The sequence below is a fragment of the Herbaspirillum hiltneri N3 genome (assembly GCF_001267925.1).
In the GTDB taxonomy this organism is placed as follows: Bacteria; Pseudomonadota; Gammaproteobacteria; order Burkholderiales; family Burkholderiaceae_D; genus Herbaspirillum; species Herbaspirillum hiltneri.
Map to the genome: position 1 here is coordinate 3,400,906 of NZ_CP011409.1, position 19,793 is coordinate 3,420,698.

The 19,793-nt window shown below is 62.3% G+C and carries 18 protein-coding genes and 1 tRNA gene; 9 read left to right on the forward strand and 10 right to left on the reverse strand.

Features of this window, described 5'->3' with window-relative positions; translation table 11 throughout:
- Window positions 1–104 precede the first annotated feature (104 nt).
- The 9 genes from F506_RS15515 to F506_RS15555 form a co-directional block, all read right to left on the reverse strand.
- On the reverse strand, window positions 105–2,363 hold the full coding sequence (locus F506_RS15515; protein WP_053198871.1) for a RelA/SpoT family protein: 2,259 nt from the start codon (window positions 2,361–2,363) through the stop codon (window positions 105–107).
- Between the two features lie 73 nt (window positions 2,364–2,436).
- Window positions 2,437–2,787: a RidA family protein gene (locus F506_RS15520; RefSeq protein WP_053198873.1), complete on the reverse strand. Its 351-nt coding sequence runs from the start codon at window positions 2,785–2,787 to the stop codon at window positions 2,437–2,439.
- 42 nt (window positions 2,788–2,829) lie between these two features.
- Entirely contained in the window at window positions 2,830–3,696 is an 867-nt protein-coding gene (locus F506_RS15525) for an alpha/beta fold hydrolase (RefSeq protein ID WP_053198875.1), read from the reverse strand.
- A gap of 220 nt (window positions 3,697–3,916) precedes the next feature.
- Window positions 3,917–4,009: transfer RNA gene (locus F506_RS15530), tRNA-Leu, on the reverse strand.
- Window positions 4,010–4,108: 99 nt separating this feature from the next.
- Window positions 4,109–4,870, reverse strand: coding sequence for a glucose 1-dehydrogenase (locus F506_RS15535; protein ID WP_053198877.1), 762 nt, complete (start codon window positions 4,868–4,870; stop codon window positions 4,109–4,111).
- Between the two features lie 50 nt (window positions 4,871–4,920).
- Window positions 4,921–5,748, reverse strand: coding sequence for an EamA family transporter (locus tag F506_RS15540; protein ID WP_053198880.1), 828 nt, complete (start codon window positions 5,746–5,748; stop codon window positions 4,921–4,923).
- 92 nt (window positions 5,749–5,840) lie between these two features.
- Window positions 5,841–6,743, reverse strand: coding sequence for a transcriptional regulator GcvA (gcvA, locus tag F506_RS15545; protein WP_053198882.1), 903 nt, complete (start codon window positions 6,741–6,743; stop codon window positions 5,841–5,843).
- Between the two features lie 95 nt (window positions 6,744–6,838).
- Window positions 6,839–8,995, reverse strand: a complete 2,157-nt coding sequence (locus F506_RS15550; RefSeq protein WP_053198884.1) for a hybrid sensor histidine kinase/response regulator — start codon at window positions 8,993–8,995, stop codon at window positions 6,839–6,841.
- Between the two features lie 226 nt (window positions 8,996–9,221).
- The gene (locus F506_RS15555; protein WP_053201696.1) at window positions 9,222–10,115 is read right to left on the reverse strand and encodes a LysR family transcriptional regulator; all 894 of its coding nucleotides are present in this window, start codon (window positions 10,113–10,115) and stop codon (window positions 9,222–9,224) included.
- Window positions 10,116–10,212: 97 nt separating this feature from the next.
- Between F506_RS15555 and F506_RS15560 the strand changes: the two genes are divergently transcribed.
- The 6 genes from F506_RS15560 (at window position 10,213) to F506_RS15585 (ending at window position 17,807) form a co-directional block, all read left to right on the forward strand.
- On the forward strand, window positions 10,213–11,007 hold the full coding sequence (locus F506_RS15560; protein WP_053198886.1) for an NAD(P)H-dependent oxidoreductase: 795 nt from the start codon (window positions 10,213–10,215) through the stop codon (window positions 11,005–11,007).
- 225 nt (window positions 11,008–11,232) lie between these two features.
- Window positions 11,233–13,392: a VTT domain-containing protein gene (locus F506_RS15565; protein ID WP_200907676.1), complete on the forward strand. Its 2,160-nt coding sequence runs from the start codon at window positions 11,233–11,235 to the stop codon at window positions 13,390–13,392.
- Complete coding sequence (locus F506_RS15570) at window positions 13,389–14,129, forward strand: endonuclease/exonuclease/phosphatase family protein (RefSeq protein WP_053198888.1); 741 nt, start codon at window positions 13,389–13,391, stop codon at window positions 14,127–14,129. Before F506_RS15565 ends, F506_RS15570 begins: the two co-directional genes overlap by 4 nt.
- Window positions 14,130–14,154: 25 nt before the next feature.
- Entirely contained in the window at window positions 14,155–15,468 is a 1,314-nt protein-coding gene (locus F506_RS15575; protein ID WP_083457939.1) for an oligopeptide/dipeptide ABC transporter ATP-binding protein, read from the forward strand.
- The gene (locus tag F506_RS15580; RefSeq protein WP_053195556.1) at window positions 15,465–16,337 is read left to right on the forward strand and encodes an ATP-binding cassette domain-containing protein; all 873 of its coding nucleotides are present in this window, start codon (window positions 15,465–15,467) and stop codon (window positions 16,335–16,337) included. Before F506_RS15575 ends, F506_RS15580 begins: the two co-directional genes overlap by 4 nt.
- Before the next feature lie 60 nt (window positions 16,338–16,397).
- Window positions 16,398–17,807, forward strand: coding sequence for a M20 family metallopeptidase (locus tag F506_RS15585; protein ID WP_053195555.1), 1,410 nt, complete (start codon window positions 16,398–16,400; stop codon window positions 17,805–17,807).
- 141 nt (window positions 17,808–17,948) lie between these two features.
- Here F506_RS15585 and F506_RS15590 read toward each other — a convergent pair whose 3' ends face one another.
- Window positions 17,949–18,200 carry a GlsB/YeaQ/YmgE family stress response membrane protein gene (locus F506_RS15590; protein WP_053198890.1) on the reverse strand — a complete coding sequence of 84 codons (252 nt, stop codon included), beginning with the start codon at window positions 18,198–18,200 and terminating at the stop codon, window positions 17,949–17,951.
- On the opposite strand from F506_RS15590, the gene F506_RS23190 reads away from it, so the two are divergent.
- The 3 genes from F506_RS23190 to galU are packed head-to-tail and all read left to right on the forward strand — an operon-like array spanning window position 18,199 to window position 19,683.
- The gene (locus F506_RS23190) at window positions 18,199–18,456 is read left to right on the forward strand and encodes a hypothetical protein (RefSeq protein ID WP_144424070.1); all 258 of its coding nucleotides are present in this window, start codon (window positions 18,199–18,201) and stop codon (window positions 18,454–18,456) included. The genes F506_RS15590 and F506_RS23190 overlap by 2 nt on opposite strands.
- A 12-nt stretch (window positions 18,457–18,468) precedes the next feature.
- Window positions 18,469–18,684 (forward strand): hypothetical protein, encoded by a 216-nt coding sequence (locus tag F506_RS23195; RefSeq protein ID WP_144424071.1) that lies wholly within the window; start codon window positions 18,469–18,471, stop codon window positions 18,682–18,684.
- Between the two features lie 57 nt (window positions 18,685–18,741).
- Window positions 18,742–19,683 carry a UTP--glucose-1-phosphate uridylyltransferase GalU gene (gene galU / locus F506_RS15595; RefSeq protein WP_053198892.1) on the forward strand — a complete coding sequence of 314 codons (942 nt, stop codon included), beginning with the start codon at window positions 18,742–18,744 and terminating at the stop codon, window positions 19,681–19,683.
- Window positions 19,684–19,793 lie beyond the last annotated feature (110 nt).

A 19,793-nucleotide genomic window follows, 5' to 3' on the forward strand; every position in this document is an offset into this window, starting at 1 on the left:
CGAGATTATAGGGGCATTTTTTATTTTTGGCTAGTCCCGGCGAAAAGTTTTTAAAAAAATCTTCCCCGGCGACTCTGCGGCAATCAGGCAACCAGCCGCAACGCCTACTGCCGCCTGGCTTCCAGCACACCCTTCACTTCGCGGATCACGGCCAGCGCCTTCTGTAATTGCGCAGTCGAACCGATCTCGGCGGTGAAGCCCATGCGCGCCTGCCCCTTCATGCTTTGCGTGCTGACGCCGATGACGTTGATCTTTTCGCGCAGGAAGATTTCCGAAATATCGCGCAGCAAACCCTGGCGGTCACCGGCCAGCACGAAGATGTCGACCGGATAGACCGTGTCCTTGCCGGATGCGCCCCATTCGGTCTGGATGACGCGTTCGGGCGCCTTGCTGCTCATCTCGGTGAAGTTCTTGCATGTCAGGCGATGGATCGACACGCCCTTGCCGCGCGTGACGAAGCCGACGATGGTGTCCGGCGGCGCCGGCTTGCAGCAACGCGCCAGCTGCGTCATCAAGCCTTCGGTGCCGACCACCAGCACGCCGGACTTGGCGCCCTGCACCACGCTGGAGGCGCGGCTCTTGCGGGTGATGGAGGCTTCGTCGGGCTCGGTCTGGCGACTCTCCTTGCCCTCCTCGCCTTCATGCAACATCTGCTCGATCTGGCGCGGGCTGAATTCGTCCTTGCCCAGCGACAGGCACAGATCGTCGACCTTGGCGAAGCCGAGCTTGTGCGCCAGTTCTTCCAGGTTGACGGCGGTCTTGCCTTCGCGCTGCAGCGTTTTTTCCAGCACGGTGCGGCCGTGCGCCAGCGTCTCTTGCTGTTCGATGGCGTTGAACCAGGCGCGCACCTTGGAGCGCGTGCGCGAACTGGCGGCATAACCGGCGCTCAGCCAGTCGCGCGACGGACCGACGCCGGGGCCGCTCTTGACGGTGATGATATCGACGGTCTGGCCGTTCTTGAGCGGCGTATTGAGCGGCACCATGACGCCGTCGACGCGAGCACCGCGGCAGCGATGGCCGACATCGCTGTGCAGGTGATAGGCGAAATCGATCGGCGTGGCGCCGCTCGGCAATTCGATCACGCGCGCCTGCGGCGTCAAGACATAGATGCGCTCGTCGAGCGTGGTCGACTTGAGCTTCTCGACCCAGTCGCGGCGCACTTCTTCCTGCTCCACGACGGCGTCGGAAACTTCGCTCTTCCAGGCCAGCAGCTGGCGCAGCCAGGCGATCTTTTCGTCGTACTTCTGCGCGGCGAAATTGGAACCGCCGCTTTCCTTGTAGCGCCAGTGCGCGGCCACGCCGTATTCGGCGAAATGATGCATTTCACGCGTGCGGATCTGCACTTCCAGCGGACGACCGTCTTCCGCCACCACCACCGTGTGCAGCGACTGATAGCCGTTCTGCTTGGGGCGCGAAATGTAATCGTCGAATTCCTTGGGAATCGGCACCCAGATGTTGTGGATGATGCCGAGCACCGTGTAGCAATCCTTGACATCGTCGACGATGACACGGAAGGCGCGCACGTCGTACAGCTCGGAGAAATCGATGGACTTGCCGCGCATCTTGTTCCAGATGCTGTAGATGTGCTTGGGCCGCCCCGAGACTTCCGCCTTGATGTCGGCGGTAGTCAGCTCGGTGCGCAGGCGCTCGATGGCGGTTGCGACAAACTCGGCGCGCTCGATGCGCTTCTCTTCCAGCATCTTGGCGATGCGCTTGTACGTGACCGGCTCGATGAAGCGGAAGGATAAATCCTCCAGCTCCCATTTGAGCTGCCAGATGCCGAGGCGATTGGCCAGCGGCGCATAGAGATCGAAGGTCTCGCGCGCATATTGCGCGGTGGTCTCGTTCTCCATCTTGTTCTCGGCGAAATAGCGCAAGGTCGTCACGCGCGAGGCCAGGCGCACCAGCACCACGCGCATGTCGGTGGCCATGGCCAGCAGCATCTTGCGCAGGGTCTCGATCTGCGCCGCAGCCTGCTGCGCCGCGTTCTTGCCGCGCAAGACTTCCTGCGGATGCTGGAAAGTCAGACCATGGAAACGCATCAGCTGGCGCACGCCGGCGACCAGGTCGGCGATATCCTTGCCGTAGCGCTCTTCGATCGTCGCCGCCACGTCGAGATCGAGGATATGCAGTTCGAACAGCAGCCCGGCGATGCGCGTCTCGGCGTCGACGTTCAGCGCCGTCAGCACCCCTGCCACGCCCTGCACGAATGCCAGCGCATCCTGCCCTGAGGTAATCGACTTGCCGCGATAGATCGGCTCGACGAAGGCCAGCGCCTCCAGCACGCGCGCGCTGTCTTCCGGACTCAGGCCGGCGACGATGGAGGCATTGCCCTCCTGCTGAACTGCGACGACAGAAACCATGAAACCTTTGCCCGAATACGATAGAACGTTGAAGACCGCGCGTTGAAGACCGCGTTGGAGATTGCTTGAAAGATTACTTTTGCGCGGCGACGATGATGATTTCGACCAGCAATTCCGGACGCGCCAGCTTGGCTTCGACGGTAGCGCGCGGAGGCGTGTTGCCGGCGGCTACCCAGGCATCCCACACGGCGTTCATGCCTTCGAAATCCTTGACGTCGGCGATATAGATCTGGCACGACAGGATATGCTCCTTGCTGCTGCCGGCTTCAGCCAGCAGGCGGTCGATATGGCCCAGCACTTCGCGCGTCTGGCCTTCGATGTTCTGGGTGGTGTCTTCGGCGATCTGGCCCGCCAGGTAGACGGTGCCGTTATGGATGGCGACTTCGGAAAGACGCTTGCCGACGTGCAGACGTTGAACTGTCATGATGCTTCCTTTCAATCAATAAGAGCCCGGTTGCGAATCAGCTCAACCGAGCAAAAAGTCCTTGGCCACCTGGATTTGCCGGGCGTGCATGAAAGTCGGTGCGTGGCCGACTCCCTCCAGCTCCACCAGTTTGGCCTTGGGACCGCGTTGTGTCATGGCCTGCGCCACCTCCGGCAGCAGCAGGTCGGATTGCGCGCCGCGCACCAGCAGCGTCGGACAGCGGATCGCATCGTAAGCGGCCCATAGCATCGCTTCGCCGACGCTGGCCGCTTCCGGCGTCATGGCCTTGAACGGCTCGGCCAGGCGCAAGTCGTAATGCCGCTTCCATTTGCCCTCTTCATCCTGGCGCAAAACGTCGCTTGCCAGCTTGTGCCACTCTTCATCGGTATGCGGGCCGAAGCTCGCAGAGATCGTCCTGATATATAACGCGGCTTCCTCGAACGTGGCGAAACGCACGTCCTGGCCGATATATTCACCGATGCGCGCCAGCGCCGAACCATTGATGGACGGGCCGATATCGTTGAGCACCAGGCGGCGCACCGGATTGTCCGGCAAGGATGCAAGTCCCATGCCGATCAGGCCGCCCATCGAGGTGCCGAACCAGTCGACGCTTTCGGCATCCAGCCGCGCCAGCAGCGTGACCATGTCGCTGACGTACTGCGGAATCGCATAGTGCTGGGGATTGCCCAGGCGGCCGGAACGGCCGCGGCCGACCACGTCGGGACACACCACCCGATAGGTGTCGCACAGGTCCCGCGCCATCACGTCAAAGTCGTCGCTCACTCGCGTCACGCCGTGGACGCAGACCAGCACATTCGGATTATGCGGATCGCCCCACTCTTTGTACGCCATGGAATGCAAACCGGAAGGCGAAATACATTGAACTGTCTTCAATACAGCTTGTGTCATGGTCTCAACCGATTTGAATTGGAGTAACCCACATTTTACTACCTGCGTGGATGTTACAGACTGGAAATGGCCGGTGGCGGCACGGCGTGACTGCAAGGGCCAAGGGGAGGAACAGCGTCGGGACAACAACACGCGCGCAAGACGTACAGACTTCTGGCGAATTTCTGGCGAGCTTCTGGATTTGATTGCGGATTTATTCTGACTTGCCGAAAACAGCTTTTGGTGCCTGAGACCGGAATCGAACCGGTACGCCCCTTTCCAGGTAAGCGGCGGATTTTAAGTCCGCTGTGTCTACCAATTTCACCACTCAGGCCTTGGGTGTTTCCGGCGCAGGAGACCGGAAAAGGAACGCATTATAGCAGCGACTCTGGCCGGGATTGCGCGAATGTTTACGCTGCGTCTTCTCGCATCCTCATTTCCCCCCGGTGACATCAAGGAAAGTGCCGGTGGTAAAGGAAGCCTCCGCGCTGGCCAGCCACAGCACCGCGCGCGCCACTTCTTCCGGCTGGCCGCCTCTTCCCATCGGAATCGAATCCTTGACGCGATCCACCCGTCCCGGCTCGCCGCCGCTGGCATGCATGTCGGTATAAATGTGCCCGGGGCGGATGCAGTTGACGCGTATCCCTTCCCGCGCGACTTCCCTGGCCAGGCCCGTGGTGAAGGTTTCCAGCGCGCCCTTGGAGGCGGCGTAATCCACATATTCGTTAGGACTGCCAAGCCGCGCCGACGCCGATGAAATATTGATCACCGCGCCGCCTCGCCCCTGGTGGCGATAGGACATGCGCCTGATCGCCTGCTGAGCGCACAGCATGGGACCGATCGCGTTGACGGCGAAGATGCGCTGCATCCGCTCGAAGCCGATGTCTTCCAGCCTCGACTGCCGCTGCAGTATTGCCGCGTTGTTGACCAGCACATCGATACGGCCGAATTCCCGGTCGATGCCGGCGAACAGCCGGGCGACCTGCTCCGGATCGGCGCTGTCGGCACGCACCGGCAAGGCCCGGCGTCCGGCCGCTTCGACGTCCGACACCACTGCCAGGGCTGCGGATTCGTCCTGGACATAGCTGATCGCCACATCGTAGCCTTGCGCTGCGGCCAGCCGCGCAGTGGCGGCGCCCATGCCACGGCTGCCGCCGGTGATCAGAATGACGGGTGCGGGCGAGACGGTATTCATTGTACGAACCTCCATGAAGTGATGTTGAGTGCTACCGGCAGGACGGACGGTCAGCCGATAAGAATGGTGCCGGCGGCAATCGCCGCGCAGGCAAGCAGTTTCGGGACGGTCAACGCTTCGCCCAGGAAGAAATAGCCGATCAATGCCGCGAACAGCACGCTGGTTTCGCGCAATGCCGAGACCGCGCCCATGGGTGCGCCGGACATGGCGTAGATGACAATTCCGTACGCCAGCAATGACACCAGCCCGCCCGCGAAAGCAGTGAAGAATCCGGGCCGGATCGCAAACAGGCTGGCTGCGCCGCGACGGCCGGCATACACCGCCGGCATCAGGAAACCCCACAGCACGCACATCCAGGCCGTATAGGCTATCGGGGCGCCGGACAGGCGCACGCCGATGCCGTCCACCACGCTGTAGGCGGCGATGAAACATCCGGTTCCCAGCGCATACGGCAGGCTCGGCGCCGCAAGCTTGCGTCCTTTGAAGGCCAGGGAAACGATGCCGCCCGACACCAGGACAACGCCCAGCAAAGCCGCGGCGCCCACCTGTTCACCGGCGAACAGCGCCGCACCGATGGTCACCAGTATGGGAGAGGATCCGCGCGCAATCGGATAGGTTTTCCCGAGGTCCCCGGCCTGATAGCTCTTGACGAGGAACAGGTTGTAGCCGACATGCAGCAGTGCCGAAAGCACCGCGTACACCCAGCTCGCCCTGGCCGGCGGTGCGGCTGACACGGCGACTGCGGCGCTGGCGATCGCGACCGCCACGCACATCACCGTCATTGACCAGAGACGGTCGGCACCGCCGCGCAGGAGCGCATTCCAGCCGGCATGCAGAAGCGCCGCAAAAAGGATCAGAAGGACGAGGTGAAAAGGCATGCGCCATGGTAAGCACGCACGCGCGGAAACTAAAGCGAAGTCTCCTCATTGCGGCATGAGTAAATTCTCATGCATGATCAATGGACCAACGATCAATAGCTTTGCAGGGCTGCGCCGGACTCCGCCAGGAGCCAGTCGCGGAAGCTGACGACATGGGGCTGGGATTCCACGCCTTTCGGACAGACGAAGTAGTAGGCCATGGGAGACGGGAACGGCAGCTTGAACAGTCTGATCAGGCTGCCGTCGGCCAGTTCATGTTCCACATGTCCGCTGCGCGCCAGCGCCACGCCCTGCCCCAGCAACGCCGCCTCGATCGTCATGTTGGTATCCGCGAAGCGGACGTTTTCCTTGAGCGTCGACATGCTGACGCCCACTTGCTGGAACCAATGCTCCCACTTAGGCACCAGATCCGCGCCGGCCCGCATCAACAGCGGATAGCGCAAAAGATCGGCGGGCTTGCGCGGCGTCCCGAGGCGCTGCAGGAGATCGGGACTGGCAACCGGAAAAATCTGTTCCCTGAACAGGAATTCCGAATACAGCCCGGGATAATTCCCGGTGCCGAAGCGAATCGCCACATCGGGCTCGGTCGGCCTGAAATTGATGGCAGTGTCGGTTGTTTCCAGCGAAACCAGCAATTCCGGATGCTGCTGCGACAAGCCCGGCAACCTGGGCAGCAGCCATTTCAGCGCGAAGGAATAAGTGGTGCTGACCTTGAGCCGGACCTTGCCTTCCTGCACCCGCAAATCGGCCAGCGTCGCTTCCAGGTTCATGAAGAATTCCCGGACGATGGGGGCGAGCGCCGCACCTGCGGGAGTCAGGCTCAAGGTCTTGCCCCGCTTGAACAACTGCAATCCCCATGTCTCTTCAAGACTCTTCAGCTGATGGCTGACCGCGCTCTGGGTGACATGCAACTCTTCGGAAGCGGAGGTGAAAGTCGCATGCCGTGTCGCGACTTCAAACGCGCGCAAGGTGGCGGTGGGCGGCAGATTCTTCATGCTTGGTTTTTCCCGGTTCGCGTTTGTCCGGCCGTATTATGAATCAGCTCTCATGATAGGCCATTCCGGGGGCGGCCGTCGCCGTGCTGCGCTCCTCATCCCTTTTGATCGGCGTCAATCTGCAAATGCCGATTGATGCTCTCCAGCGAGAACGGCTTCGACACCACCTTGAAGCCGCTCTTCATCGCCGACTGCAGGTCTTCGGCATAGCCGCTGATGAGGATCACCGGCAGCGCCGGGTGCGACAGTTTCAGCTTCTTCGCCAGCGCGATGCCGGTGATGCCTCCCGGCATGTGGATGTCGGAGATCACCAGCTCGACCTGGTTGTCCAGCAGGAATTGCTCCGCATCCATCGCGTTCTTCATGTGCGTGACCGTGTGTCCGGCCGTCTGCAGCAGCGTGATGATGCCGTCGGCAACGTCCAGGTTATCTTCGACCAGCAGCAGCTTTAGCGGCTTCATCGCCGCAGGCGCCACGGCTTGCTCCGGCGTTTGCGACGCTCCTTCGGCGGCCGGCAGGAAGATGGATACCGTGGTGCCGACGCCAAGCGTGCTTTCCAGTTCGACATGGCCGCCGGCTGCGCGTGAAAAATTCTGCACCTGCGATAATCCCAGCCCGGTTCCCTTGCCGGCTTCCTTGGTCGTAAACAGCGGATCGAATGCCTGCCGGCGCGCACTCTCCGACATGCCGACGCCGTGATCGATGACGGCCAGGCGGACAAAATAATCATGCGTCTGCTGGTCATTGCGCTTGAGGACGTTGCCGATCTGCAGCGTGATCTTGCCCTCTGAAGGACTGGCGTCGCGCGCATTCATGAGCACGTTGATCAGCGCCAGCTGCAATTCGATCGGATCGACGCAGACCGGCCAGGTGTCGGGCTCCACGATGATGGTGCAGCGCTCCGCGCCGATCGGATTGAGCAGCAAGGTCTGCCACTCGGACATGCGCGTCTGCAGCAGGAATACTTCCGGCTTGAGCGGCTGACGGCGGCTGACGCCCAGCAATTGCCGCGTCAGTTGCTGGCCGCCGTTGACCGCGCGTTCAATGGCGTCGATCTGCTTCTCGACGCCGGCGATGCGCTTGAGGCGGATGATCTGGATGCCGGTCGTGACCACCATCAGGCAATTGTTGAAATCGTGCGCCACGCGGCCCAGCAGTTTGCCGAGCGCTTCGAATTTCTGCGATTCGCGCAGCGTGGATTCCGCCTTGTGGCGCAAGGTGAACTCATGGCGCCAATGCGCCCAGGCAATGCGCTGATCCTTGACCTTGCGGATGGAAAAAATGATGATTCCGCACAGCAAGCCGCTCGGCACCAGCAGCAAACCCGCCGCCAGCGCCATATAGGAAAGCCAGGAATTCCACACGTGGGAAAGCGAACCTGCCGAAACGACATAGAGGTCGTGGTTGGCGACACGCCGGTAAGCGATGATTTTTTTGGTGCCGTCCAGCGGCGAGACACCCGTCAGAGCGCCCGAGATCGGATCTGCCCCGATGCCGAGAAAGAATGGCGCGGACGGCGGCACGACGGCCATCACTTTCGGCATTTTCGGATAGCGCACCAGGATTGCGCCATCCTGCCGCACCAGCGACAGGGACTGATGCATTTCCCCAGGGAGCATTTCTTCGTAGAACGACAGGAAATAATTGGGGTCCAGCGACACCAGGATGATTCCCTGGAATTCTCCATCTTCGGATCGCCGCGCCACGCCATCGGTAAACATCGGTTGCATCGTCCGCCGTCCGACCACAATCGGCGAGACCGACTCTTGCTTGCCTTCTTTGAGCGCGATGAAATAATCGCGGTCCGCAATCGAGATCGGCGGCGCCGGATAGTCACGGCTATGAGCCAGCACGTCGCCGTTCTTGTCGACGACGGCCACGGCGATGACTTGCGGCAAGCCGGCAATCATGCGGCGCAATTTCGTATGGATATTCTTTTCACCGGCGCGGATGCTCTCTTCACTCATCCCGACGAGCGCATCTTCGACCCGCCCCTTGAGCGCCGCATTCAGTTCAAACACCTTGTCGGCATGCTCCTTGGCAACCACGGTGGCGCGCGCGGCGGACAACGCGGCCTGTTCGTGCAGCGTGCGCCACTGGACAAAACCGAGCACGCTCAACAGCGCCAGCGACGTCAGGATGCACAGGGCGAGCAAAGCGCCGAGAAGCCGCAACTGCAGGTCAAATGCGACGCGCGGCGCACTGGCATCCGCAGCGTCAATCGCCATTGGTTCTTTATTGTTGGTGTCCAAGAGCTTGTCCCGGTAGATATTTTCCGCCCTGCCGAACCCTGTACCTCGCGCTTCATGACGCCTTATGACGATGCATGATCCCCCGCGAGGATCGCTGGAAGATTGTTAAAAAAACCATCCTGCGATTCAGGAGTATCCACAAACGCCATCACAATGAGTAGGTTGAGAAACACTGATTGAAATGTAGGACAACAGGAAGCACGCTGTAGTCGCCGGCAGCGAGGAACTACACAGAATCCGCAAGATGCTCGCGTAGCCATTGGTGCGCAGGATCCCGATGCGAGCGCTCATGCCATAGCATCGCCATGTCATACCCGGCGACGTCGACAGGAGGTTCGACCACCTGCAGCGCAGCCGACCCGCGCAGCAGCCGCGACGGCAGCATGGCGACCAGGTCGGTATTGGCCAGCACCGACATCATGAACAGGAAATGCGGTACCGACAACACCACGCGACGCGTCAGTCCGGCCGCAGCCAGCGCCTCGTCGGTAACGCCGCGAAAACCGCCGCCATCCGGCGACACGATCACGTGCTCCAGTGTGCAGAACTGCGCCGCTGTCGGTTTGCGCCGGAGTTTGGGATGGCCGCTGCGCCCGACCAGGACATAGTGCTCCCGAAACAGCACGCGCTGGCGCATGCCGGGCGGCGCGTCATCGGTGGTGTGGAAGGCCAGGTCGATTTCGCCCTGTTCCGCCTGCCGCGCAATGCGCGCAGGCGCCAGCTCGACCACCGCCAGGCGCGTGCCCGGCGCAGCCGCGCGCAAACCGGGCAAGGCCGGTAGCAACACTGCCGTTTCGGTGGCATCGGTGGCGGCAATGCGCCAGGTATTGTCCGCGCTGGCGGGGTCGAATCCGCCTCCCGGCGCCACCGCGCGTTCAAGCGCCTGCAAGGCGTCGCGCAAGGGTATCCGCAATTCTTCGGCGCGTGCGGTTGGCTGCATGCCGCGCGGTCCCGGCAGCAACAAGGGGTCGCCGAATATCTCGCGCAGCTTGGCCAGATGAACGCTGACCGAGGGTTGAGAAAAATTCAGCCGCTGCGCTGCACGCGTCACGTTGTGCTCGGACAGCAGCACGTCCAGCGTCACCAGCAGATTGAGATCGAGTTGCCGCAGTTTGTTCATGATCAGCTTTCGCAATACCTGCAATATCAGAAATTCATTTCCAATATACCTGAGGCAGACCTAAGCTGGGCGCTTCTTCTTTCTTTGAAAGCCCGCCATGAATATCCTGATTGTGTACGCCCATCCCGAACCGCGATCGCTCAACGGTTCGCTAAAGGATTTCGCCGTCGCCCGCCTGAAAGAGGCCGGCCACGCCGTGCAGGTGTCCGACCTGTACGCGATGAACTGGAAAGCACCGATCGATGCCGACGACAGCCTGGCGCCGCGCACCGGTGAGCGCTTCGATGCATCGCTGGCGTCGATGCACGCCTTCGAGAACGGCCTGCAAAGCGAGGACATCGTGCGCGAGCAGGACAAGCTGCGCTGGGCCGACACGGTGATACTGCAATTTCCGCTGTGGTGGTATTCGATGCCAGCCATCATGAAGGGCTGGGTGGAACGCGTATACGCTTACGGCTTCGCCTATGGCGTCGGCGAACATTCCGATGCGCACTGGGGAGACCGTTTCGGCGAAGGCACGCTGGCGGGCAAGCGCGCGATGGTGATCGTGACCACCGGCGGCTGGGAGTCGCACTATGCAGCACGCGGCATCAACGGGCCGATCGACGACCTGCTGTTCCCTATCCACCATGGCATCCTGTATTACCCCGGCTTTGAAGTACTGCCGCCGTTCGTGGTGTACCGTACCGGCAAGATCGACGCGGCGCGCTACGCCGGCATCCGGACAGCGCTCGGCGAACGTCTCGACAAGCTGGAGAGCACCACGCCGATCGCCTTCCGGCCACAGAACGCCGGCGACTACGCTATTCCGGCGCTGACGCTGCGCGAGGACATTGCACCTGGGGTGACGGGTTTTGCTGCGCATGTGCGCGATGCGGCAGAGGCGCGTTGAGAAGCCGAAGAGATCAAGAGATCGTTGCCGCCCGCTGCCTGGCGAGGGTTCCGGAACTGCAACAGTTGACGCCTCCCTCAGGAGGCGGCTTCCTTTTTGTCTGACTTTGGAAAAGGGCATTCGCCGATACCCCGGCATAGGTGTCCGATCTACGCTGAAAATCCTTTATCGCACTGTGCAGCCGCAGACCGCGCTGCCGGCATAACCGAAAGGCCGATGGATTTCATGCATACCGAGCCAGCGCTATCCGGACCCCGCCTGCTCACACCGGGCCGCAACTGCTGGCGCGTTGCACCGGCGCGCCGTTTCAAGCTGCTGATCGACGCCGATGCCTATTTCAGCGCCGTACGTTCCGCACTGCGGCAGGCACGGCACAGCGTATTCATTCTGGGCTGGGATATCGACAGCCGCATGCGGTTGATGCCGGGCGGCGCCAGCGACGGCTATCCCGAAGGGTTGGGCGACTTTCTCAATGCGTTGATTGAAGAGCGGCCGCAACTGCACGTCTATATTCTCAATTGGGATTTCGCCATGCTGTACGCGCTTGAGCGCGAGTGGCCGCCGGCCTACAAACATGGCTGGCGCAGACGGCGCAGACTGTATTTCCACATGGATGCGAGTCATCCGGTCGGCGCTTCGCATCATCAGAAAATTGTCGTGGTCGATGACAAGCTGGCATTTGCCGGCGGCATCGACCTCACCCGCAATCGCTGGGACACGCCGGAACATGCGCCCGACCAGCCGTTGCGTCGCGACATCGACGGCAAAGCTTATGGACCTTTCCACGACGTCCAGGCCATGCTCGATGGCGAAGCCGCCGCCGCCCTCGGCGAACTGGCGCGCACCCGCTGGTCACGCGCCGGTTGCAAAGCCGCGCTGGCGCAGAACAAGACGGACGGTGGCGACGATCTTTGGCCGGCCGGGGTGGAACCAGACCTGAGTGATGTCGAGATCGGCATCGCACGCACCGAACCGGAACGCGAAGGCGTCGCCGGCGTCTACGAAATCCGCCGGCTCTATCTCGACGCCATCGCCGCCGCACGGCACGCATTGTTCTTCGAGAACCAATACTTCACGTCCAACGTGCTGCACGATGCGCTCGCAGCGCGCCTGGCTGAAGCAGATGCGCCGGAAGTCGTTGTGGTATCGCCGCAGAACCAGAGCGGCTGGCTGGAGCAAGCCACCATGGGACATTTGCGCGCGCGTATCCACCAGCGCCTGAAAGCTGCCGATCAGCACGGCCGCTACCGTATGTATTGCCCCCGGCTGGCGAGCGAACAAGACGGCTGCCTCAACGTGCACAGCAAGGTGTTCGCCGTCGACGATCATCTGTTTTGCGTCGGCTCGGCCAACATGAGCAACCGTTCCATGGCTTATGACACCGAATGCAATCTCGTCATCGAAGCCCACGGCGACGCCACGCAGCAGGCACGTATCCGCACCGCGATCGCCGACATGCGCAACCGCTTGCTGGCCGAGCATCTCAATGTCGACACGCAAACGGTGAGACAGGAAATCGCCGGCCGTTCCAGTCTGCATGCCGCCATCACTTCCCTGCAAAGCGAAGGCCGCACCATGGCCCCGCTCGATCCGGTCGTATTGCCGCAAATCGAAGCGATCATGCCGGACAAGGTGATGTTCGATCCGGAAACACCGATCAACCCCGATGAGCTCATTGCACAGTTCGTGCCCGCCCATGCGCGCAAGCCGGTGCCGCGCCGCCTGATCGGTCTCGGCGTGTTCGGTATCCTGCTGTTGGCGCTGGCCGTGGCATGGCGCTTCACGCCGCTGCGCGAGTGGCTCAACCTCAGTTCGCTGATCGCCCTGGCGCGCGGCCTGGAAGCGCTGCCCTTCACGCCGCTGGCGGTCATGGCGGTGTATCTCGTGGCGGGCATGCTGATGTTCCCCGTGACCTTGCTGATCGCAGTGACCGGCATTGTGTTCGGACCGTTCTATGGCGTCCTGTATGCATTGGCGGGATCGCTGCTGAGCGCGCTGGCAGGCTTCGGCTTCGGTGTCTGGCTGGGGCGCGAGACGCTGCAGCAATTGCTTGGCCGCCGTGTCAACAGCATGAGCCGACGCTTTGCGCGGCGCGGCATTCCAGCCATGGTAGTGATCCGGCTGTTGCCGGTTGCGCCATTCACGGTCGCCAATGTGGTGGCCGGCGTATCGCACCTGGGCTTGCGCGACTACCTGATCGGCACCTTTCTCGGGATGGCGCCCGGCATCGTCGTCACGGTCGCGTTCGCCCACAATCTGGCGGAAGCGATCCGCCATCCCAGCCTGGCGACGATCGCCTTGCTGGCGGGCATGGGGGTGTTGCTGATCGGCATGGCGCTGGGCTTGCAGAAATTGCTTTCCCCGCAACCTGCGAGCGCACGATGAATCAGGTCGCCGCCGTGCTCGCGCCGCCGGTGCAGACGGCATCGGCCGGCCCTTGGCCGCTGCTCGTCGCCACGTACAATATCCACAGCGCTATCGGGACCGATGGTCGCTTCGCGCCCGAACGCATTGCACGTGTGCTGCTCGACATCGGCGCCGACGTGATCGCGTTGCAGGAAGTACCGCTGGGAGGATCGAACAGCCCCGACGTACTGAAGGTATTGCAGGAAGCCACAGGCTTCCATGCCGTCGAAGGTCCGACCGAAGACGTACCTCAACGCCGCTATGGCAATGCGGTGCTGAGCCGCTATCCCGTACTTGCGACACGCGCCATCGACTTGTCGTTCGGCAGCCGCGAAGCGCGCGGTGCGCTCGATGCCGATCTCGACTGCCACGGCCAGCCGCTGCGCGTAGTGGCGACGCATCTGGGCTTGCGTCCTGCCGAGCGGCGCGACCAGATCAGGCGACTGCTGCAGGCCTTCGATACCGATCGCATGCCGGTGATCCTGATGGGCGACGTCAACGAATGGTTCGTGTGGGGACGTCCGCTGCGCTGGCTGGTATCGCACTTCGAGGCGGCGCCGGCACCGCGCACCTTTCCGGCGCGCTGGCCGCTGTTTTCGCTCGACCGCATCTGGATCAGTCCGCGCCGCCGGCTGCGCCGGGTGCATGTACATGCCAGCCCGCTGGCGCGCATCGCATCCGACCATCTGCCGCTGGTGGCGCATATCGATGCGTAGCGGCCATCATTGAAAGGCGTTTGCCATGGCACAGCATGAAGTATTGATCATCGGCGCCGGCCCTACCGGCATGGTGCTGGCCTTGTGGCTCAACAAGTTCGGCGTGCGTGTGCGCATCCTCGACAAGGCCGCTGCGCCCGGCACGGCGTCGCGCGCACTGGTGGTGCAGGCGCGCACCCTGGAACTGTACCGCCAGCTCGACCTGGCCGATGCAGTATTGGCCGAAGGGCATCGCGCCCAGGCCTTCAATCTCTGGACCGAAGGCGAACACAGAGCGCACGTGCAGCTCGGCGCCATCGGCGAGGGCCTGACGCCCTATCCTTTCCTGCAAATCTTCCCGCAGGACCGGCATGAAAAGTTGCTGGCTGAACGGCTGCAGGTGGCCGGCATCGCGATCGAGCGCGGCATCGACTTCCATGTCAGGCGCGGCGAAATGCTGTGCCTGGTCGGCGAATCCGGCTGCGGCAAGTCGATGACTTCCCTGGCGCTGATGGGACTGTTGCCGCGCAAGGCCATTTGTACGGCCGACCGCCTCGCATTCGACGGCGTCGAGCTACAGGGATTGACGGAAAAACAGCTCAACCAGCTGCGCGGCCAGCGCATGGCGATGATCTTCCAGGAGCCGATGACGTCGCTCAACCCGGCCTATACGCTCGGCAACCAGCTGTGCGAGGCGATGCTGGAACACCCCGGCGTCACCCGCGCCGAAGCGCGCGAGCGCGCCATCTATTTACTGCACAGGACCGGCATCGGCAACGCCGAGGACCGCCTGCGCCAATATCCGCATCAACTATCGGGCGGGCTGCGCCAGCGCGTGATGATCGCCATGTCGCTGATGTGCAGTCCCGACCTGATCATCGCCGACGAGCCCACAACCGCGCTCGACGTCACCATCCAGGCGCAGATCCTGCGCATGATCCGCGATCTGCAGCGCGAGTTCGGCACTGCCGTGGTGTTCATCACCCATGATCTCGGCGTGGTCTCGCGCATCGCCGATCGCGTCGCCGTGATGTACGCCGGCCAGGTGGTGGAGACAACCGACGTCGCGCAGCTGTTCGCGGCGCCCCTGCATCCCTATACGCGCGGTTTGCTGAACTGCATTCCGGTGCGCGGCAAGACGCCGCCGGGCAGCCGGCTGCAAGCGATTCCCGGCGTGGTGCCGAGCCTGACCGGCGAGGTCCGCGGTTGCGCTTTCCGCAATCGCTGCACGCTGGCCGACGCTGTTTGCGAACAGGAGCCGCCGATGCTCAACACTGCGGCCGACGGCAAGACTCACTACGCGCGCTGCCACAAGATCGCGGCTGCGCAAGCGATGCCATTGAACGAGGTGGCTGCATGAATACCATCGATACCGGCGTAGCGCCGACCGCGCCTCCACCGGACACGCAGCCGGACCGCGACATTGCGCTCGAGCTATGTTCACTGGGCAAGGTGTACGCGCTCAAGCGCGGCATGTTCAAGGCGCCCGGCGAGATCAGGGCGGTCAACGACGTGTCGCTGCGCTTGTATCGCGGCGAGACGCTAGGCCTGGTCGGCGAGTCGGGTTGCGGCAAGAGCACGCTGGCCAAGATGCTGCTGGGTCTGCTCGAACCGAGCAGCGGCAATGTGCTGATCAACGGCCAGGAAGTCGATCCGACGCTGCGCAAGGACAACGCACGCCACATCCAGCCGATCTTCCAGGACCCCTATTCTTCGCTCAATCCGCGCAAGACCGTGTCGGAGATTGTCGGCCTGCCGCTCAGGCTGCATCGCGTCGGCTCTTCCGCCGACCGGCAAAAAGCGGTGCGCAAGATCCTCGACCTGGTCGGCATGCCGGAGCGCACTTACGGCCAGTATCCGAACCAGCTGTCCGGCGGCCAGCGCCAGCGCGTTGCGATTGCGCGCGCCCTGATTCTGCAGCCGGACATCCTGATCTGCGATGAACCGACGTCGGCGCTGGACGTCTCGGTGCAGGCGCAGATCCTCAATCTGCTGCTGGACCTCAAGGCCGAGTTCGGCCTGACCTATCTCTTCATCAGCCATGACCTGGGCGTAGTCGAACACCTGGTCGACCGCGTCGCCGTCATGCACAAGGGCAGCATCGTCGAACTGGAAACCCGTGAAAAGATTTTCTCCGCTCCCGGACATCCCTACACGCGCATGCTGCTGGCGTCGGCGCTGACGCCCGAGCCGGGCCTGGGCATTCCGGAGCTGGCGGCGAGCGAATGAGAGCAGCCGGCCGCGCCCGGCCACATTAAAAATGATTGACGACTACACAGGAGAAGCAACATGAGCAGAGCACAAGCCATCGCGCAGGCGAGCGCCTATTTTGACGATGGCCGTTTCATGCAGGCACTGCAAAAACGCGTCGCCATCCGTACCGAAAGCCAGGAAGCCGCAAGCAGGCCTATCCTGTACGACTACCTGCGACTGGAAATCCAGCCCGAACTGGAAGACCTCGGTTTCCACTGCGAGATCATCGACAATCCGCTGCCGGACGGCACGCCGTTCCTGCTTGCCGAGCGCATCGAGGAAGGCGCTGCCTTTACCCTGCTGACCTACGGCCACGGCGATGTCGTGCGCGGCTACGACCATCAATGGCGCGCCGGACTCAAGCCCTGGGAAATCGTGGTCGAAGGCGACCGCTGGTACGGTCGCGGCATCGCCGACAACAAGGCCCAGCACACCATCAATTTCGCCGCCCTGGCGGAGGTCTTGAAACTGCGCGGCGGCAAGCTCGGCTACAACGTCAAGGTCATCCTCGAAATGGGAGAAGAGGCCGGTTCGCCGGGGCTCAAGGAAGTCGCCGCACAGTACGCCGAGAAACTGAGGTCGGATCTCTTCATCGCCTCCGACGGTCCGCGCGTCAATGCGCCGACGCCGACCATGTTCCTGGGCTCGCGCGGCGGCTGCAATTTCGACCTGCGCGTCAACGCGCGCGACGGCGGCCACCACTCCGGCAACTGGGGTGGCCTGCTGCGCAACCCCGGCGTGCGCCTGGCCAATGCGATTGCCTGCCTGGTCGACGGCAAGGGCCGCATCCGCGTGCCCAGCCTGTTGCCGGATGGCTTGCCCGACAGCGTGCGCCACGCGCTGCGCGATGTCGAAGTCGGCGGCGGCCCCAATGATCCAGAAGTCGATGCCGACTGGGGCGAACCCGGCATGACGCCGGCCGAGCGCGTGTTCGGCTGGAACACACTGGAAGTGCTGGCCTTCAAGACCGGCAATCCGGAAGCGCCGGTCAATGCGATTCCCGGTCACGCCCACGCACATTGCCAGATCCGTTTCGTGGTCGGCAGCGACGACCGCAATTTCATCGCCAACATCCGTTCGTATCTCGATGCCCATGGCTATACCGATGTCGAAGTGACGCTGTCGGGCATCCAGTTTTCCGCCACCCGCCTCAATCCTGATGACGAGTGGGTGCGCTGGGGTCTGGCGTCGATGCAGGAAACCAGCGGCAAGCAGCCGACGCTGCTGCCCAACCTCGGCGGATCGCTGCCCAACGACGTATTCTCCGACGTGCTCGGCTTGCCCACGCTGTGGGTGCCGCATTCCTACCCGGCCTGCTCACAGCACGCGCCCAACGAGCATATACTTGCCAGCGTCTCGCGCGAATCGCTGCAAGTCATGGCGGGCCTGTTCTGGGACCTGGCCGAACAAGGCAAGCAGGTGCTGGCGCGCAGACTGGCAGCCTGAGAACGTGTTTGCGATCTTACTGCGCGCTCCTGATTTGCCGCTAAACGGTACTCAACATCCTCATGTACTTATGTACATTCCGGTGTTTCCGTGCCGTTTAGCGACAACTGAGGGCCGCTCGCTACAGATCGTAAACACGTTCTAAGCGCGCCGGACAAGCCGCAAGATCAACAAGAGAACAACCGCGCCGATGGTGGCGGTGACGATGGATGCAGCGATGCCGCCGCCGATGCCGATGCCAAGCAAGCCGGCCAGCCAGCCGCCGATGAACGCGCCGACGATGCCGACCAGGATATCGACCAGCAGCCCGAAGCCGCCGCCCTTGACCAGTACACCGGCCAGCCAGCCTGCAACCGCGCCGATGATCAGCCAGACAATGATTCCATGAGACATGATGTTCCTTTCGAAGTTATTTTTCTTTAAGCACCGCCTGCAACCGGTCGGTTGGCGGGCAGCTGCAAGAATCTTATTTGGAGGACCGGAACAGAAATATCGGACAGCCGCCAAATCACGTGTAGGACAAGCGGCAAATGCACGCGTTCAGGGACTTCGCGGCTTGTCCTACATTCTCGAATTCCTACAAATCAAAAGGAATGTTTCCTATAGCCAAACACCGGGTGGATTTTTTATGCTGGCGTCAACTAAATAACGGGGAAGCGCCATGCATCAACTTCGCAAGGTTCGAACGCAGATCAATAACCGCCTTGGCAATCGGTTGAGCAATCGCTTTGGCGATGACGGCTCCTGGCCTTTCCTCGCTGCCGGGTTTCTAAGCCAGGCCTGTCCCGGCGCGGCGCCGCTGTTTCATTCCTGCGCGATGCTGGTGTCGCTGCACAAGACCCGGCGCCAGCGACAGTCGGCAAGACAAAAATCTTGACGGCATGTCCTTGCATTCGCTCCATATTCGTCCTTCCTTCAATCAGCCAGGAACATCATGAAAAAAATCACTAAAGCCGTCTTCCCCGTCGCGGGTCTCGGCAGCCGCTTTTTGCCGGCCACCAAAGCGCAGCCGAAAGAAATGTTGCCCATCGTCGACAAGCCGCTGATCCAGTACGCCGTCGAAGAAGCCGTTGAAGCGGGCATTACCGAAATGATCTTCATCACCGGCCGCAACAAGCGCGCCATCGAAGACCACTTCGACACGGCCTACGAACTCGAAACCGAACTGGAAGCGGCCGGCAAGACCAAGCTGCTGGAATTTGCGCGCAACGTCATCCCCAAACACGTCAACTGCGTCTACATCCGCCAGTCGGCGCCATTGGGTCTGGGCCACGCCGTGCTGTGCGCCAAATCGCTGGTGGGCGACGAGCCTTTCGCCGTCGTGCTGGCGGACGATTTCATGGACGCGCCCGAAGGCGGCAAGAACGTGCTGGCGCAGATGCTGGACGTATTCGACACCGAACAGAAGAGTCTGCTCGCGGTGCAGGACGTGCCGCGCAACGACACCCGGCAATACGGCATCGTCAGCACGGACCCCGGCAGCGCCCACAGCGATCGCCTGGACGTCATCAGCGGCATCGTCGAGAAGCCGGCGCCGGACATGGCGCCCTCCACGCTCGCCGTGGTCGGACGCTATGTGCTGACCCCGGCCATCTTCGATCGCCTTGAAAACATCGGCAAAGGCGCCGGCGGCGAGATCCAGCTGACCGACGGCATCGCCGATCTGATGCACGACGAAACCGTGCTCGCCTATCGCTACGAAGGCAAGCGCTACGATTGCGGCTCCAAGCTGGGCTACCTGAAAGCCACCGTGGCGATGGGCGCCAAGCACGCCGAAGTGGGCAAGGAATTCAGCGAATACCTGCATGAAGTCCACGCCGCTGAAGAAGAAAAGAACGCAGTAGAACCACCCGTGCGTCTGGCCAAGATTGCCTGACCGGCCCGGTTTGTGCGGGCACGAAGAATTTTTGTAGCGCCGTCGTCTCCTGTAGCAAGCAGTTTCATTTGCTCTTCCCCTCTTGGCCTGTCCTCGCCATCGCTATGATG

What these genes read in the sequence shown, in the direction of transcription:
- gcvA (WP_053198882.1), bottom strand. Translation starts at nt 6,743, where the DNA reads ATGAAGAATCTGCCGCCCACCGCCACCTTGCGCGCGTTTGAAGTCGCG.
- F506_RS15585 (WP_053195555.1), top strand. Translation starts at nt 16,398, where the DNA reads ATGAGCAGAGCACAAGCCATCGCGCAGGCGAGCGCCTATTTTGACGAT.
- F506_RS23190 (WP_144424070.1), top strand. Translation starts at nt 18,199, where the DNA reads ATGATGTTCCTTTCGAAGTTATTTTTCTTTAAGCACCGCCTGCAACCG.
- F506_RS15565 (WP_200907676.1), top strand. Translation starts at nt 11,233, where the DNA reads ATGCATACCGAGCCAGCGCTATCCGGACCCCGCCTGCTCACACCGGGC.
- F506_RS15560 (WP_053198886.1), top strand. Translation starts at nt 10,213, where the DNA reads ATGAATATCCTGATTGTGTACGCCCATCCCGAACCGCGATCGCTCAAC.
- F506_RS15520 (WP_053198873.1), bottom strand. Translation starts at nt 2,787, where the DNA reads ATGACAGTTCAACGTCTGCACGTCGGCAAGCGTCTTTCCGAAGTCGCC.
- F506_RS15590 (WP_053198890.1), bottom strand. Translation starts at nt 18,200, where the DNA reads ATGTCTCATGGAATCATTGTCTGGCTGATCATCGGCGCGGTTGCAGGC.
- F506_RS15525 (WP_053198875.1), bottom strand. Translation starts at nt 3,696, where the DNA reads ATGACACAAGCTGTATTGAAGACAGTTCAATGTATTTCGCCTTCCGGT.
- F506_RS15515 (WP_053198871.1), bottom strand. Translation starts at nt 2,363, where the DNA reads ATGGTTTCTGTCGTCGCAGTTCAGCAGGAGGGCAATGCCTCCATCGTC.
- F506_RS15570 (WP_053198888.1), top strand. Translation starts at nt 13,389, where the DNA reads ATGAATCAGGTCGCCGCCGTGCTCGCGCCGCCGGTGCAGACGGCATCG.
- F506_RS15580 (WP_053195556.1), top strand. Translation starts at nt 15,465, where the DNA reads ATGAATACCATCGATACCGGCGTAGCGCCGACCGCGCCTCCACCGGAC.
- F506_RS15555 (WP_053201696.1), bottom strand. Translation starts at nt 10,115, where the DNA reads ATGAACAAACTGCGGCAACTCGATCTCAATCTGCTGGTGACGCTGGAC.
- F506_RS23195 (WP_144424071.1), top strand. Translation starts at nt 18,469, where the DNA reads ATGCATCAACTTCGCAAGGTTCGAACGCAGATCAATAACCGCCTTGGC.
- F506_RS15535 (WP_053198877.1), bottom strand. Translation starts at nt 4,870, where the DNA reads ATGAATACCGTCTCGCCCGCACCCGTCATTCTGATCACCGGCGGCAGC.
- galU (WP_053198892.1), top strand. Translation starts at nt 18,742, where the DNA reads ATGAAAAAAATCACTAAAGCCGTCTTCCCCGTCGCGGGTCTCGGCAGC.
- F506_RS15540 (WP_053198880.1), bottom strand. Translation starts at nt 5,748, where the DNA reads ATGCCTTTTCACCTCGTCCTTCTGATCCTTTTTGCGGCGCTTCTGCAT.
- F506_RS15575 (WP_083457939.1), top strand. Translation starts at nt 14,155, where the DNA reads ATGGCACAGCATGAAGTATTGATCATCGGCGCCGGCCCTACCGGCATG.